The following is a 12,995-nucleotide window of genomic DNA, read 5'->3' on the forward strand; positions in this document are numbered from 1 at the left end:
GAAAACGATCCGTTTGGATATCGATGTACTGCCGCATAGGCAGCTGAGAAAATGACGGCTGCGATCTTGCCGTTCACTGCCGAACAGGCAGCAAAAAGCCCGCTTCGGCGGGCTTTTTCATGGGCGCAGCCAGCTCACGCCGACTGCACATCCCGCTCTTCTGTCGCCACGAGCTGTGTGCGCTCGAACAACTCCGTCAGCCGCTCATCCGCCCGCCGCTCCAGCCCCTGCGCCATGGACCTGATCACCTGCGCCGCCCGCTGCAGCTTGTGCCGCGGCACGCCCCATTGCCTGGTGATGTCGGCCTGCGTGATCTTGTCCTGCTCGCGCAAGTTGCCGGGCTGGTACAGGCTGTAGGCCACCGCGCGCAGCGACTGCGCATGGTCCATGCCCGTCAGCGGCTGCAGGTAGTCGCAGATCCTGGCGATGCCCACGGATTTGCGGCCGTACACGTCCAGGCGGTCATCGTGCACCTTGGCGCCGTTGTGCCCGAAGCGGGCCCAGATCGCATCGCGCTCAGGCCCAGGCAGATGGTCCTGCACCGTAGCCCGCACGAGCGCGCACTGCCCGCGCACCTCCAGCGGCGACAGGCCGCTGAAGTTGATCGTGCTCGGAGCCCGCTGGTCATCCCAGACGCCGCAGCGCTTGCGCAGGCCGTCGATGAGGATCTGCGTGCTGGTCTGCTGGGTGACGGGCAGCACTTCCATGAGGAAGGCAACGAATAGAGCTTGCCCGACCGAGGCGAACACGCCGTTAAATGGTGCAGCCGACATGCAGCCTCCGTTTTGCTTTCACGTAGGCCTCATGAGCCTCATCCTCGGTTGCAAAGCAGCCAAGGTGCTTGGCCTTGCCGGCCACCACGATCTGCGCGCGCCATCTGCCGCCGGTTGATTCGTAAGCACCAAGCAAACCCTTTCCGGATCTGTTGTCGATGCGGCCGCGGCGCTGGTTTTCGTGGTTCACGCGCCCTTCAACGTCGCGCAGGTTTTCGAACCGATCGTTTGTGCAGTCGCCGTCGATGTGGTCAATCTCATGCTTTGGCCATGCGCCAGTGACATGGAGCCATATCACTCGGTACGCAAGGTATTGAATGCCATCAATGGAGACTACGCGGCGCCCAAGCGCATTGCGATTGCCAGCGATGGCGCCGATCGCTTTTGAGCGATTGCCGCCCCTAACTCGGCATCGCAGCACCCCCAAGTTCGCGTCATAGTCAAACAGCTCCCGCACTCGCTCGGCCGATGGCAACTCGCTTGGCTGCGCCTTCCTCTTGGGTGTCGATTTGCGTCGCGATTCCTGGGATGCGCACTGCACGATTACTGCTCCTGTGGTTGCGCGGTCACAAATCCAACGTGACCCGAACCGATTCGAGCACACGGTATGGATGTGCGTCACCAAGTGGCCAAAGCTGGTGCATGCGCACGTCCACCTGCGACGGCGTCAAACCAGTGTCGGCGCGGAATTTCGTGAGCAGCGGCGCGATGGCGGCAGCGAGCTGCGCCTCAAGTTCGGCGCGGCGCTCGCGCAGTTGCTGAACGGCGAGGGCTTGGTTCACAGGTCGACCTCAGCGCCCAGCTTGGCCACAACCAGGGCACGCATGGCCGCGACAAGAAGCGTTGGAGATGCGTGGCTGTGGTGGACTGCCAGGTGATCACCGTTGATCCACTCACCGATGTTGGCGAACCACTGCCCGTTGATGCGCTCCAGGGCAATGCCCTCGCGCTCGATGATTGGCCCCGCCAGGCCCCAAGTCACACTCGGGCTGTACGGCTGCATGCCCAACATGCCAAACGTGTGATGCCACGGCGCGAAGCAGACTTGGCCAGCCTCGCCCATGACTTCGATGCGGAATTCCATGCCCTCCGCCTTGGCGACCGCCGCATCCAGCCGCGCGCCCTCCAGCTCGTCAACGCGGTACGTCGGCATCACGCCCTCCGGATGCCTCGTTGATCTCGCGCACCATCTGCGGTAGCGACAAGAGGAACTGATCGGTGTACCGGCTGAAGCCCTGCGGAACCCTCGGCCCGCCGACCGGGATCGTCAGCCGCACCTCCGGGCCGCGCTCGCCCACCAGACGCACGATGGTTTGATCCAGCAAGCCGCCCTGCGCGAAGTTCATGCCGAACAGCGTCGCCCGGTGGGGCCGAAACGGCTTCATCGAGCCGTCCTCCTGGCGCCGGAACTCCGTGGGATCGTGCCAGCCCAAGCGTGTGCCAACCTCCTGTGCACCAATCCGCTCCAGGGCACGCTGCCACCGAGCCAGCTGAGCTTCCAGCTTGTTTGTGTCGACTCGCACATCCACGGTCAACCGCTCCTTGATGCCCGGCGACGCGGGGGCTGGCGCCACAGGCAATAGCCGGCGCAACACGGTGGCATCCAACGCGCGCTGCCACAGCACGCGCTTCACGGTCGACTTCATGCAAGGCTCCTTCGCTCGGGGTCGGATCGGTAGACGTGCGCCAGCGGGTCATTCATGCGGGCGTCGCGCCACTCGGTGTGCGTGCTGATCACGCGCTGCTCCGGCGCGTGCAGCTCTCCAGGCATCGGCGGCACCGGCGGCGACAGGCGCTCGCACAGCACCTCGACCTGCAGCACGACGCGGCCCAGCCAGGTGCGGCGCGGCCGCACGCGGCCGGTGAGGGTCTGGTGGCAGATAGGCGGCGGGGCGGCCATCAGCCGTCTCCGGTGACGGCGGCAGCACGGTCCATGCGCTCAATCTCGGCCAGCGCCAGCGCCGCGCCAATGACTTTCGCCCTGCGTTCGTCCGTGCCGAGTTTGATGGGCCACGGCGCGATGCTCTGGTCTATCGATCCGCCACCAAGGTAGCAAGCAGCGGCGATGCCAAGCTCGTTGGCGACGTGATGGTCGTCATGCTCTGGCGTGTAGCCCTCGGCGCTGATCTGCCGATGGCGCTCGGCGAGCACGTCGCGGACGGCGGGCGTCTTGTGCTGACCTTTCAGTGCTCCTTCGCGCAGCCCAATGGCCGCCGCGATTGCCAGGGGCGCATTGCCGTGCTCGGGCCAGGTCTCGGGGTCCGCTCCGATGATCTGCGCCACCGAGCGGCGCAGTTCGTCAAGGGCCACGTCCGCGGAGGCATACGGCCCGCGCCAATTTCCGGTCTCGCTCATGCTCATGCCTTCTGACTCCCAGCCAACGGCTGCAGTGGATAAAGCCGCACCGGCGCGGCCGGCACGAAGTTGGACGCACCCAGGCACGCGGTCAAGCTGCCGCAGCCGTTGGTGCTGTAGCGGCGGCAGAGGCGGCAGTCGGGGAGGCTCTGCGGCGTGTCCATCAGTCCACCCCAATCGCGCTACCGCCTGGCGCCTCGATGGTCCGCATGACCTCGCGCTGCAGCTCGCCGATGGCCCACATGCAGGCGAGCACGGCGATGTCGCGGCAACTGCAGTTCTCGCCCTCGAAGCCCTCGGCGACGATCTGAACACCGCCTTCAGCCTTCGGGTGGATGGTCACGGTACCGAGCTTGGCCAGGCGAGATGCGTGGGCGTCGAGGCTCATGCTTCACCGCCTTCGCTGTCCGCGGGCATGGCCTCGCACAACACCTCCCGCGCCGGCACCCGCGAGAACGTCCAGCACTGCAGCCGCGCGAACTGGCGCGCGATGAGCGCCGTCTCGTCGCCGTTGATCCAGGCCTGCAGCTTGTGCGCCGGCACGTCGATCTCTTCGGCGATGCGGGCGATGGACATGCCGTCCACGGTCAGCGCGTAGAGCTTGAGCATTTGGGCGAGGCGCATCAGATCACCCCCAGCATCTGCAACGCCTTGCGCGTGCCGTCGGCCAGCTCAATGCGGACGTCGCCGTGGAGCGTTTCGCGGACGACTTCGCCCTTCTCGCGGTCCACCGCCATGTGGCCGCGCTCGTCGCGCTTTGCGATCACGATGTGGCGCCCTTCTTCATCGGCCGTAAACACGCCAGTGCGCTCGATGCCATCGAGGAAGACCGTGACGCCGCCGCACAGGCCTTGCATGTAGGCGGGGTCCTTGGAGTCGGTGCTCAGGCGCATCAGTCGCTCCCGCCGCTGTCGCTGCCCGAGTCGCTGCTGCTGGAGCCGCTGTCGCCATCGGTCTTCCACGAGGCATCGGCGCCGCCCCCGGAGAACTCGCCGCCACCACCGGCCCGGAACATCGGTGCCGGTGCCGGTGCCTCGCCGCCCTCCACCTGCGCCGCGGCCGCGCCATAGGCACCAGGCGGCACCCACGGGTCGCCCGTGGCGTTGTCCGGGCGGCTGGCCGCGGCGCGCGGGTGCTGCTGCGGCGGCACGGTCCGTGTGCGCGGTCGCGTCGGGATCTGCGACAGCGGGATGGTCACGGCGTGGCGGTGGACGAACGGCAGCGTGTCGCCGTCCTTCCAGGCCCGCCCGGCCAAGGCCTCGGGCTCGACCGCGGCGCGACGCGGCCGGCGCAGTTTCAGGGAGATCAAGAGGCGATCAAGCCAAAGCCACTTCACTGGTCAGCTCCTTGGGGATGCAACGCCGCGGCGTTATTTCGTTCCTGCCGCTCTTGCTGCTGGCGCTGGCGTGCGGCTTCGGCCAGGCGCTTGTTCTCGGCCGCGAACTCGGCGCGGCGGCGGGCCCGCTCTTCGTCGTGCGGTGTCGTGGCGGGCTGCACGCCCAGCAGCTCGTTGAGCCGCTCCGGGCGCGGGATCTCGCGGAAGCTGATGCGCTGGGTGTGCGTGCGGCTGCCAGGGCGGTGGGCGTGTTTCACGGGGCCATCTCCTCGATCCGGATCTCGACGCGCGGACGGCACTTGTCGATGCCGTGGTAGATGTGCTTCTCCTTGATCTGGCGGTCGTTGCGGTAGACACCGTCTTGCACCAGCTTGCGGACCCGCTTCTTGCCGGTTGGATCCTTCGGATCAGGCGCCTTGATGTAGCGGTCCTGCAGCACGTCCATAACCACCGACTCGTCAAGGTCGGAGCGCTCGCTGAGGTAGTAGATCCGCGCCGTGAAGCGGATGGGGCCGGCCAGCCTCTTGCGCGCCATGGCCGGGATTTGACGGAGCGCATCAGCCTCGAAGGCGCGCGCCTGCTCGCTCTTGATGCTGGCCTTGCGCTTGCCGCCCTTGCCGTTGGGCAAGTCCACGATCTTGCGGCTGTTGGCCTTCGACGCGGGCTGGCCGTAGATGGTGAAGCAGAGCACCTCACGCTGGAGCAGGGACTGCTGAGTCATAGATCAACTCCCAGCAGCTTGGCCAAGCGCATCTCACGCGGTCGCAGCCGGGCGATGCGCAGCATCTCGTCTTCGCCGTCGGTGTCGCGCAGCGGGCGCAGCACATGGTCGGCCGCACCGAAGATCGTCACCTTCGCGCCTTGGACACGCACGATCAAAGGCTCGTCGAAGTGCCACACGAAATCGGCAGTGCAGTTTTCGTCGCCACAAGGCGGACGCAACCTCACCACGCGCCTCGGGATGCCCACGACCTTGAGCATGGCCTCGCGGATGTAGCCGGTAGCGTCGCCGCAGCCGACGATCACAGCGATGTCGCCTTGCTTGCAGTTCACCGCACCACCCCCACGCGAAGCTCCAGCCACTCCACATCCGCGCGCTGCAGCGTGTTGCGGTGCCAGCCCAGGGCCCAGCAGGTCAGCGACACGGCCAGGCGCTCCAGGGTCTCGAAGATGAGGTCGAAGAAGGGCCAGCACATCAGCAGCTCTCCACGGTCGATTGCGGGGTTACGGCGCCAGCGTTGCGCTGGCTCCGGTACTCGCGCACCCACTGCTCGGCGTCGCTGGGCGAGCCCAAGGCGCCGGTGATGCGGCGGCGGAAGTTCATCGCTGCAGCCTGGCGCATCGTGATCTCCAACGCACCAGCGGCCACCGCCAGCGCGCGCTTGCTCAGCGCAATGTCGTAGTGCGAGCCGCTGGTCTTCGCCGGGCTTTGCCACCACCGGCGTGCCACGCCGATCCTGGCGGCCATGGCGTGCAACTCGTCGTCGCTGTCGGCCAGCATGTGGCACATGACCATCCGGCCAAACGGCGCCCGCATGTCGTCCACGTAGACCGCCATCACGAGGCTCCGTTGACGACCCTGAACGACAAGGCCCACACCCAGGGATTCGCGTCCCAGCTCCCGGCTCCGTTGATCCGCTCCCAGATGGCGCGATAGCCGGCCACGTAGTCCTCAGGACAGACCTGCGAGCACGCCGGGTCAGGCGGCAGCGGCTGGGCGCCTTCGGCGATGCAGTCGGCGATGCTGATCAACCCCAGCTGTTCCAGCCGAACCTCCGTCAGCTCCAGCGTGATGCGCGAAAGCCGGCGCGGCATGAACATGGGCGGGCGCCGCTTGCCGTCTGCTTCGCCCAGTCCGGCACGCACGCCACCATCAGCCTCATAGCGAACGGCGTAGGCCGGCGGCAGCTCCGATGGCGGCAGGCGGTCATGGGAGCTATCGCCGCGGAAGGCCTCGCGCACCCACAGGCGGTCTCCAGGAGCGCCATACGGGCAACAGCGCTCGATGACATGCTTCGGCTCGCGTGCCAGCTCGCTTGCGGCCATCTCGCAGCCGAAGTCTGGATGTTTGCGCGGCTTGTAGGTCCGCCTCGTTTGCGTTTTCACCCCTGCCAACAGCGCTTGCACCATCGGCGCGCTAAAGCTGATCGGCCTCTCGCGCATCACAGCCCTCCGATCTCGATCACAGGCACCGTCCACGCCACCCACGTTGCGAACGCAAACAGTGCGATGGCGCCGACGACGGCGACGGCTTGCATGGGGCGGGTCACGGGTTCTCCTTCACGTCCAGGTGCGCCTTGATGGCCACGGCGCGAAAGCTTTCGCGCAACCGCGTGACGCTGCTGGCGCGGCACAGGCGCAGGGCCGCGTCGGCGAAGCTTTCGAGCTCCGTCATGGCGGCCTCGGCGGGCGAGCCTCCGGGCGCCTCCAGGCAGTCGCGCACGGTGCGCAGGTTCTTCACGACGATGCGCTCCAGCTCGGCGACGTTGGGGCGGGTCATAGGGCGCTCCCGAGGAGCACGGCGGCGGCCATGGCGAGTGCTCCCTGCTGCTGCGGCGGCCAGCGCTTGCCCTGGCGGATCTGGTGGACGTGCTTGGCGCTGATGCCCCACTGCTTTGCCTCCTCCTTGGCCGGCAGCTCGCTGGCGCGGATGGCGTCGGCCGCGGCCTGGTTGACCTTCACGAGGCCGGCGCGCTCACGGCCCAGAGCCACGCGCCGCGCGCGCAGCTCGGGCTGGGCCACGTTCGCGGCAGCGCGGCGACGCACGTCGCAGACGTCCTGCGCCACCAGGTGCTTCGGGTTGCAGCAGAGCAGGTTCTCGCACGTCAAGCCAACCACGCGCGGCACCCAGCCGTGCAGTTGCTCGAACAGCCAGCGGCGCACGTACTGCGTGCGGCCGTCGATGGACGCATACGGGTGGCCACGGCGGCTCACGGCGCCGGTCCAGACGTGGCAGCCGCGACGGACCTCGCAGCGTGCACGGACGTCGCGCGGGGTGCGGATGGCGGTGCGGGTCATGCAGGGCTCACTGGTTGGCGGCGCGGCGCACGCGCTCGGTGTAGGCGGCAAAGGTCTCGCCCTGGCCGTGGTCGAAGGCGTCCTGGTCCCAGCGGCCCAGGCCGAGCTCTGCGCCCTTGGCCTCGATGCCGCTGCGGGTGGCGGTCCAGGCGTTGGGGTCCGGCGGGGGCGCTGGCGCGAGGTCGATGCGCGCGGCATCGCCACGGCGGCGCTCAACGACGGTCAGGGCCCACGGCCAGCTCTTGCCCTTGTCGGCGGCCTCGTTCACAACGGCCACGATCTCGGCCACGCCGGCGCCCTGGCCGAGCAGCGCATGCAGCCTGGAGTCGTTGGGCGTTGCACCCTCAAGGCCCACGTCCAGGGCCGCCCTGAAGACCTGCCCGGCGGGTGTCGGCGGGATGCCGTTGGCCTCCGGCGGGTCGGAGTTATCCACAGCTCCAGCGCGCGCATGCGCCCTATCGCTCTCTACTACCTTTCCTATAGAAGAAGAAGTAGAAGAAGAAGAGCCGTCACTTTGACCTTCACCAATGCCCCCCTTTGGTGAAGGCTTGGATGCCCCACCAGAGCCCTCACCGAAGCGGCTGCCCTCGCCTCGAACGGTGCGGACATACTCGTCCTTCACCATGCGGCTTGAGTACCAGATCGGGCCCACCGTAGGCGGCACCAAAGTGACCGCGGGGCCGGCCTTACGGCCGCTACGCGGCGTGTAGATCAGCGGCGCGCATTCACCCTTGTCGCAGCCCTTGAGTACGCCCTTGTCGGCCAGCTCCTTGAGCAGCTTGATGGGTGCGCCGGCGGCGTTGGCGAGCTCGGCCATGGGGAAGCGGGCAACGCCGTACTCCTCGCTGTCGTGGAGCACGCAGAGCACGTCAATCCAGGCTCCACGAGCCGCGTGCGAGCAGCGGCGCAGCTTCGTGTCCTTGAGCCAGTCGCCGGGGTAGAACTGAAAGGATGGCCGGGTCATGGCGGGTACTGCTTGGTGCGGCTTCGCCAGGACTCAGGCCGCAAAGGCTCCGAGCGCGAACATGTCCGGCTGCTCGGCGCCGTTCTGGTAGACGATGGCCGGCAGCACCGTGTCGGCCGTGGGCTCGTCGCCCTCCCAGCCATCGGGCCACGTGCCGGCGGCGATCAGCGCGCGAATGCGCGCCTCTTCCTCGGCGTCGATGAGGTTGATCTCGGGCCGGCGCTGCGCCCGCGCTGCGGCGTTGCAAGCGGCCTGGATGGCCAGCACGCGCTCCAGCGCCATGCCGCGGGCCTCAAGCGTCAGCGGGCCCATGCGCTGCGGGTTCTTGGCGATAGAGCCGTCCTTGAGCCGCTCAGCACCAGCCTTCTTCAGCCGGTGCTGGGGCTCGCGCAGTTCGCGCCACAGCGGCTTGAGGCCACGCAGTGGCGCGAGGTATGCCCAGTGCGGCAGGGCCAGCACCGTTTCCAGCGCCTTCTCTTCCTGGGCCAGCGGGCAACCAATGCAGCCGGTGCGCGCGTTGATCTCCTCGGCCTCGTCGCCGCCGTAGGCGTCGGCAATGGCAGCTGTGCTCCAGTCGCCGAACTCGGCCGTGGGCGCCCAGTGCTTGAGCCACTCCCACACGTGGCACACGCGCCAGTGCAGCAGCGGTGCCAGCGTGGCGATGCGGCCGCGCAGGCCCCTGGCATTTGGCAGCACCTGCTGGTACCAGCCCTGGCCGCATTCAGCGCCATCCTTGCTGCAGCTCATCTCGATGCGCCGGTCGCGGATGGCGCTCTCACCCTGGCGCACGCCGGTGATCATGAGGATCTGGCCGTCGAGCTGGTCCAGGCGGTCACGCAGCGCCTGTTCCATCGGGTCGATCTTGATCTGCCGCGTGCACCAACGCAGCGTGTTGTTGTTGGGTGGCGGCACGCCGCGGCCCAGGATGTAGACCATGAACCGCTTGTCCAGCGGGGCGCGCACGACGTCGATGCGGATGCCGCGCTCGCGCAGCTCGTCCATGATTTGTTCGGCGGCGATGGCCAGCGGCGGCAGCTCGTAGCCGTCATCGCTGAAGCCCAGGTCAGAAGGCCTCTGCACGAACAGGCCCCAGCTCGCCACCCACAGCCAGAACTCGCGCTCCTTGTGGGGATGGATCGTGAGTTGGTCGGCCTTCTCGCTGTTGCGCTTGAAGAACCTGGTCTTCGCCTGGCCAACGTCCATCACGCCCAGGAAAGCGCTGTAGGCCAGCAGCTCGATGTAGTCGTTCGGGCTGGGTGTGGCCGTGGCCACGAAGCGATACGGCACGGCGCCGCCGCGCACGCGACTGCTGAGGTGGTCGCGCCGGTCGTCGCCGGCGAAGAGCGCCATGAATTCGCGGAACGTCTTGGTGCCGCCGAAGCCGCGCAGGCACGCCGCCTCGTCCAGGCTGGCCACGGTGAACAGTCGCGGGTCCAGCTTGCCATCGCGCACCGTCTCGTAGTTCGTGAGGTACAGGCCTTGCGAGCCCGCCTCCTCGATGCCGCGGATGAAACGCGGCTGTTGCAGCCGCTCGGGTCGGCCTTCCTGCCATCGCCTGAGCTCCTGGCGCTGCTCGTCGGTGATGCTCGGGTCCTCGCCGGTGTTGAGCATGTGCGCGGCGTTGAGGAACTCCTGGCGCACGCCGAGCGGCAACGTGATGAGCCCGCGGCCGCCGGCGTGCACCAGCGTCAAGCGCACCGCCTCAAGCTGGATTGGCGTCTTGCCCAGGCCGAAGGCGGCGAAGCACGCGCGCCGTCCGCCGGCCACCATCCAGCACACGATGGCGCGCTGGTGGGGCTTGAGCAGCGGGTTGACCTCGCTCGGATCAACCTCGAAGCCGGAGGCCTCGGCAAGCTGGACCTTGGCGCGCAAGAACGCGTCGTAGTCCACCGCGGGCGCCGCCGCTTCCATCAAATCGCCTCCCCGCAAGCCGCCAGGAACTGGCGCCGCAGCGTCACTTTGTCCCCGTCATCCTCGTACTGCAGGATCAGGTTCAAGTCGTTCCACGCGTGCCCCACCACGCGCGCGATGCGACCGGAGGGCAGGCGCCAGACGGTGCCGAGAGCCATTGCGTCCATGAAATCCCCTGTGGCTGTGGAGAAAAACGATCAGGCAGCGCTGCGCTTGGCCTGCCAGTCGCGGGTGAAGAAGCCGGTGAAGGTGGTGCCAGGCGCAACCTGGGTGCGCGGGTCGTAGCCGGCGGCCAGTCCACGCGCGGGGCATGCCGTGAACTTCGGTTTGCTCGCGGGCGCCGCAGCGGTGCTGGGCGCACCGCGCAAGACGTGGTCGCAGCCGGCACACACCCGCCCCAAATGCAGCCAGCGGCGGGCGCCTTCCGTGGTCTGGCGTGTCATGCAGCGCGCGCAGTTGAAGGTGCGGCTCCCTCGTTGGTGTGATCCAGGCGAGGGTTGTGACCCGGGGAGTGCGGGCTCAGGATTCAAGGCTGTGGACACGTCAAAAGCTCCTGCGGCATCAAGCGAAAAAGCGCGCATCACCAATGCCTTTTTTGGGCGTGAAGTCCTGCGCGAGGCGACGAGTGGTGTCGGCGGCGACGTTGATGAGCCGCTCGAAGAAGCTGGTGATGCGGTTGCGCGGGATGGTCAGCTGCTGCGACTTGGCGCGGGCCTCGCGTTGGGCTTTGAGCTGGGCGTCCATGCGCGCACGCAGAAATTCGCAATGCAGGCGGATGACTTCGGTCTGAGCTTCGAACTCGCGCCGCTCTTGCAGCCGGGCCGCGCGCTCAGCGAGCCGGGTCTTGTAGGCGGGCGCGGGGCGTGCGCCGCGTTTCACGGGTTACACCCTTCAGTGGGGCTAGGTACACCGTCTGCTGCAGTCTTTTCGACCAACTCCGGCCAAAAGCGATGCCAATCACTACGCAATTCGGGCCGCGTAACCCGGCCCCCCGATTCCTTTTCCACGAGGACGGCCAGCTCGGGCGAGCACGGCTTGTAGCCATACATGACGTTCTTCAAATGCCCGAGGCTCGTCTCGCACCGCTTGGCGAAAGCGGCGCGGATTTCGTCGTCCGGCATGCTGTTGACGAAAGCGAGGAGAGTGCGGATAGGGCGGTGTGCCATGGACGCGCAGCTTACACCGCGCAGTGTAATGAACGCAAGGACGATGAGCACCATTCGGTGTGTCATGTCACGTCCACTGCGGACGTGAGCGACGAACGCCTGATCCGCCTGGAAAACCTGCGCCGCGTGTGCGCGGAGCGCAAGCTCGGGCCAAAGGAGTTGGCCGAGAACTACCACGGCCGATACACCTATTGGCGAGACCTGCTCAAGGGGGTCAAGCCTTTTGGAGAAAAGGCCGCGCGCAAGATCGAGGGGGTGATGGGTCTGCCAGACCGGTGGCTGGACACACCTCACGTGGCGGGAGGATCGGCCCTACCTGAAGAGGTTGCCGCAGGCCCGCCTCAGCCCGTTTCGGACGGCTGGAAGCGCTGGCGCACCGCGGCGAACGTCCTTGCAGAGCATTGCTCCAAGCTGAGGATCACCATGGAGCCCGAGATGTTCCTGCTCCTGGTGGATGCCACCATGGAGAGCCTGAATGAGAAGACCAGCGAGCGCGAGGCCGCGGCAATCTTCGACCGCTGGTGGCCGCTGATCCAGCGCGGCTCCGGGCACATCAAACGCTGACCACGCACCAGCCTGGCGCATCCCACAACACCGCTATGCTTGATGGACACCAAGCAGTGATTTGATTTAGAAAGTCACTGTATGTTCATACAGCATCCAAAGGGGTCGGGATGGGGAACACGGAGGAGCGCGAGGTGCACAGTGCCACGGAGGAACTGCTGCGGCGACTGGCGGCCAGGACGACCGAGGAGCGCGAACAGCAGCCGGGCACGACCGTGGTCTATGTGCTGGGCAACCACAACGTCATCTACTGCAACGGCGGAGCCGGGTGCCCTGTCCGTGCGCACCAAGACCACAAAGGGTGATGGCGGACGCGCGCCGCAAGGCATAGGCACAAAAAAGCCCGCGTGAGCGGGCTGCCTGGGAAGCGTCGGTTGCCCTACGCCGTCAGCACGCTCCCGCAGTGCTTGCACTTGATCGCCTCCACGCGCACTTCCTCGGCGCAATACGGGCACAGCTTCATGCCTTCGGCGACTTGGCGAGTCGGCGCAGCAGATGGTGCCGCGGCTGACGGCGGCTCGGTGAAGCGCGTGGGCGCCGGAGGCGCGCTGGCTTCTGCCCGCAGCCGGGCCAGCTCTTCGGCGCTGGCGCCGGCGTTGTCGGCGTCACGTCCAGGCTTGTCGCTGGTGTTGCTGGTGCTGGCCCACACCAGCGCACCAACCCACCCCAGAAAGGTCCAGCCCAGCAGCAGGTTGACCACACCGATGGCGACCCGGTTGCGGTGCCTACGCTGCAGCGCCAGCGCCGTGGGCGACATGTAGAGCGCCAAGGCTGCGACGAAGAACACGATGGCCATCAGCCGGGCTGTCTCGTTGTTGCCCTGACCAACCAACCACGAAAACAAGGTGAGCAGCGCAAGTGCTGCGATACCCAGGTATGCCATCGCCCCTCCCGACAACTGAATGCAC

The 12,995-nt window shown here is 67.2% G+C and carries 27 protein-coding genes; 1 reads left to right on the forward strand and 26 read right to left on the reverse strand.

Annotation, left to right across the window (positions count from 1 at the left end; all coding sequences use genetic code 11):
• Positions 1–134 precede the first annotated feature (134 nt).
• The 25 genes from ALA01S_RS16520 to ALA01S_RS31935 form a co-directional block, all read right to left on the reverse strand.
• Positions 135–773 (reverse strand): hypothetical protein, encoded by a 639-nt coding sequence (locus ALA01S_RS16520; RefSeq protein ID WP_157119048.1) that lies wholly within the window; start codon positions 771–773, stop codon positions 135–137.
• Positions 754–1,314: an HNH endonuclease signature motif containing protein gene (locus ALA01S_RS31925; protein ID WP_169805942.1), complete on the reverse strand. Its 561-nt coding sequence runs from the start codon at positions 1,312–1,314 to the stop codon at positions 754–756. Before ALA01S_RS31925 ends, ALA01S_RS16520 begins: the two co-directional genes overlap by 20 nt.
• A 25-nt stretch (positions 1,315–1,339) precedes the next feature.
• A complete protein-coding gene (locus ALA01S_RS33995) occupies positions 1,340–1,555 on the reverse strand; it encodes a hypothetical protein (RefSeq protein ID WP_066338302.1) in 216 nt (71 codons plus the stop codon).
• The gene (locus ALA01S_RS16535; RefSeq protein WP_066338304.1) at positions 1,552–1,926 is read right to left on the reverse strand and encodes a phage protein NinX family protein; all 375 of its coding nucleotides are present in this window, start codon (positions 1,924–1,926) and stop codon (positions 1,552–1,554) included. Before ALA01S_RS16535 ends, ALA01S_RS33995 begins: the two co-directional genes overlap by 4 nt.
• Positions 1,907–2,419: a hypothetical protein gene (locus ALA01S_RS16540; RefSeq protein ID WP_066338306.1), complete on the reverse strand. Its 513-nt coding sequence runs from the start codon at positions 2,417–2,419 to the stop codon at positions 1,907–1,909. Before ALA01S_RS16540 ends, ALA01S_RS16535 begins: the two co-directional genes overlap by 20 nt.
• Entirely contained in the window at positions 2,416–2,673 is a 258-nt protein-coding gene (locus ALA01S_RS16545) for a hypothetical protein (RefSeq protein WP_066338309.1), read from the reverse strand. Before ALA01S_RS16545 ends, ALA01S_RS16540 begins: the two co-directional genes overlap by 4 nt.
• A complete protein-coding gene (locus ALA01S_RS16550; protein WP_157119049.1) occupies positions 2,673–3,134 on the reverse strand; it encodes a hypothetical protein in 462 nt (153 codons plus the stop codon). Before ALA01S_RS16550 ends, ALA01S_RS16545 begins: the two co-directional genes overlap by 1 nt.
• Positions 3,135–3,291: 157 nt before the next feature.
• Positions 3,292–3,516, reverse strand: a complete 225-nt coding sequence (locus ALA01S_RS16555) for a hypothetical protein (RefSeq protein WP_157119050.1) — start codon at positions 3,514–3,516, stop codon at positions 3,292–3,294.
• The gene (locus ALA01S_RS16560; RefSeq protein ID WP_066338320.1) at positions 3,513–3,752 is read right to left on the reverse strand and encodes a hypothetical protein; all 240 of its coding nucleotides are present in this window, start codon (positions 3,750–3,752) and stop codon (positions 3,513–3,515) included. Before ALA01S_RS16560 ends, ALA01S_RS16555 begins: the two co-directional genes overlap by 4 nt.
• Positions 3,752–4,021, reverse strand: coding sequence for a hypothetical protein (locus ALA01S_RS16565; RefSeq protein WP_066338323.1), 270 nt, complete (start codon positions 4,019–4,021; stop codon positions 3,752–3,754). Before ALA01S_RS16565 ends, ALA01S_RS16560 begins: the two co-directional genes overlap by 1 nt.
• Positions 4,021–4,437: a hypothetical protein gene (locus tag ALA01S_RS16570; RefSeq protein ID WP_157119051.1), complete on the reverse strand. Its 417-nt coding sequence runs from the start codon at positions 4,435–4,437 to the stop codon at positions 4,021–4,023. The genes ALA01S_RS16565 and ALA01S_RS16570 overlap by 1 nt, the downstream gene beginning before the upstream one ends.
• A 23-nt stretch (positions 4,438–4,460) precedes the next feature.
• A complete protein-coding gene (locus tag ALA01S_RS16575; protein WP_066338329.1) occupies positions 4,461–4,721 on the reverse strand; it encodes a hypothetical protein in 261 nt (86 codons plus the stop codon).
• Positions 4,718–5,185: a RusA family crossover junction endodeoxyribonuclease gene (locus tag ALA01S_RS16580; protein ID WP_066338332.1), complete on the reverse strand. Its 468-nt coding sequence runs from the start codon at positions 5,183–5,185 to the stop codon at positions 4,718–4,720. The genes ALA01S_RS16575 and ALA01S_RS16580 overlap by 4 nt, the downstream gene beginning before the upstream one ends.
• Entirely contained in the window at positions 5,182–5,517 is a 336-nt protein-coding gene (locus ALA01S_RS16585) for a hypothetical protein (RefSeq protein WP_066338334.1), read from the reverse strand. The genes ALA01S_RS16580 and ALA01S_RS16585 overlap by 4 nt, the downstream gene beginning before the upstream one ends.
• Positions 5,514–5,660 (reverse strand): hypothetical protein, encoded by a 147-nt coding sequence (locus tag ALA01S_RS33085; protein ID WP_157119052.1) that lies wholly within the window; start codon positions 5,658–5,660, stop codon positions 5,514–5,516. Before ALA01S_RS33085 ends, ALA01S_RS16585 begins: the two co-directional genes overlap by 4 nt.
• Complete coding sequence (locus ALA01S_RS16590; RefSeq protein ID WP_066338336.1) at positions 5,660–6,022, reverse strand: DUF4031 domain-containing protein; 363 nt, start codon at positions 6,020–6,022, stop codon at positions 5,660–5,662. The genes ALA01S_RS33085 and ALA01S_RS16590 overlap by 1 nt, the downstream gene beginning before the upstream one ends.
• On the reverse strand, positions 6,022–6,627 hold the full coding sequence (locus ALA01S_RS16595) for a hypothetical protein (RefSeq protein ID WP_084267644.1): 606 nt from the start codon (positions 6,625–6,627) through the stop codon (positions 6,022–6,024). The genes ALA01S_RS16590 and ALA01S_RS16595 overlap by 1 nt, the downstream gene beginning before the upstream one ends.
• Before the next feature lie 103 nt (positions 6,628–6,730).
• Positions 6,731–6,964: a hypothetical protein gene (locus ALA01S_RS16600; protein ID WP_066338341.1), complete on the reverse strand. Its 234-nt coding sequence runs from the start codon at positions 6,962–6,964 to the stop codon at positions 6,731–6,733.
• Positions 6,961–7,482, reverse strand: a complete 522-nt coding sequence (locus tag ALA01S_RS16605; protein WP_066338342.1) for a hypothetical protein — start codon at positions 7,480–7,482, stop codon at positions 6,961–6,963. The genes ALA01S_RS16600 and ALA01S_RS16605 overlap by 4 nt, the downstream gene beginning before the upstream one ends.
• Positions 7,483–7,489: 7 nt before the next feature.
• Positions 7,490–8,446 (reverse strand): hypothetical protein, encoded by a 957-nt coding sequence (locus tag ALA01S_RS33090; protein WP_157119053.1) that lies wholly within the window; start codon positions 8,444–8,446, stop codon positions 7,490–7,492.
• A gap of 33 nt (positions 8,447–8,479) precedes the next feature.
• Positions 8,480–10,357 carry a hypothetical protein gene (locus ALA01S_RS34430; RefSeq protein WP_084267645.1) on the reverse strand — a complete coding sequence of 626 codons (1,878 nt, stop codon included), beginning with the start codon at positions 10,355–10,357 and terminating at the stop codon, positions 8,480–8,482.
• Complete coding sequence (locus ALA01S_RS33095; RefSeq protein WP_157119054.1) at positions 10,357–10,524, reverse strand: hypothetical protein; 168 nt, start codon at positions 10,522–10,524, stop codon at positions 10,357–10,359. The genes ALA01S_RS34430 and ALA01S_RS33095 overlap by 1 nt, the downstream gene beginning before the upstream one ends.
• 30 nt (positions 10,525–10,554) lie before the next feature.
• Positions 10,555–10,800 carry a hypothetical protein gene (locus ALA01S_RS16625; protein ID WP_066338356.1) on the reverse strand — a complete coding sequence of 82 codons (246 nt, stop codon included), beginning with the start codon at positions 10,798–10,800 and terminating at the stop codon, positions 10,555–10,557.
• A 118-nt stretch (positions 10,801–10,918) separates the two neighbouring features.
• Entirely contained in the window at positions 10,919–11,236 is a 318-nt protein-coding gene (locus ALA01S_RS16630) for a hypothetical protein (RefSeq protein ID WP_066338358.1), read from the reverse strand.
• The gene (locus ALA01S_RS31935) at positions 11,233–11,577 is read right to left on the reverse strand and encodes a transcriptional regulator (RefSeq protein ID WP_238455834.1); all 345 of its coding nucleotides are present in this window, start codon (positions 11,575–11,577) and stop codon (positions 11,233–11,235) included. Before ALA01S_RS31935 ends, ALA01S_RS16630 begins: the two co-directional genes overlap by 4 nt.
• A 30-nt stretch (positions 11,578–11,607) precedes the next feature.
• Here ALA01S_RS31935 and ALA01S_RS33100 point away from each other — a divergent pair, with 30 nt between their 5' ends.
• Positions 11,608–12,087, forward strand: a complete 480-nt coding sequence (locus ALA01S_RS33100) for a hypothetical protein (RefSeq protein WP_157119055.1) — start codon at positions 11,608–11,610, stop codon at positions 12,085–12,087.
• Between the two features lie 379 nt (positions 12,088–12,466).
• Here the strand turns inward: ALA01S_RS33100 and ALA01S_RS34435 are convergent, their stop codons facing one another.
• A complete protein-coding gene (locus tag ALA01S_RS34435; RefSeq protein ID WP_066338364.1) occupies positions 12,467–12,970 on the reverse strand; it encodes a superinfection immunity protein in 504 nt (167 codons plus the stop codon).
• Positions 12,971–12,995: the final 25 nt, after the last annotated feature.

It is taken from the genome of Azohydromonas lata NBRC 102462 (assembly GCF_001571085.1).
GTDB lineage: Bacteria > Pseudomonadota > Gammaproteobacteria > Burkholderiales > Burkholderiaceae_C > Azohydromonas > Azohydromonas lata.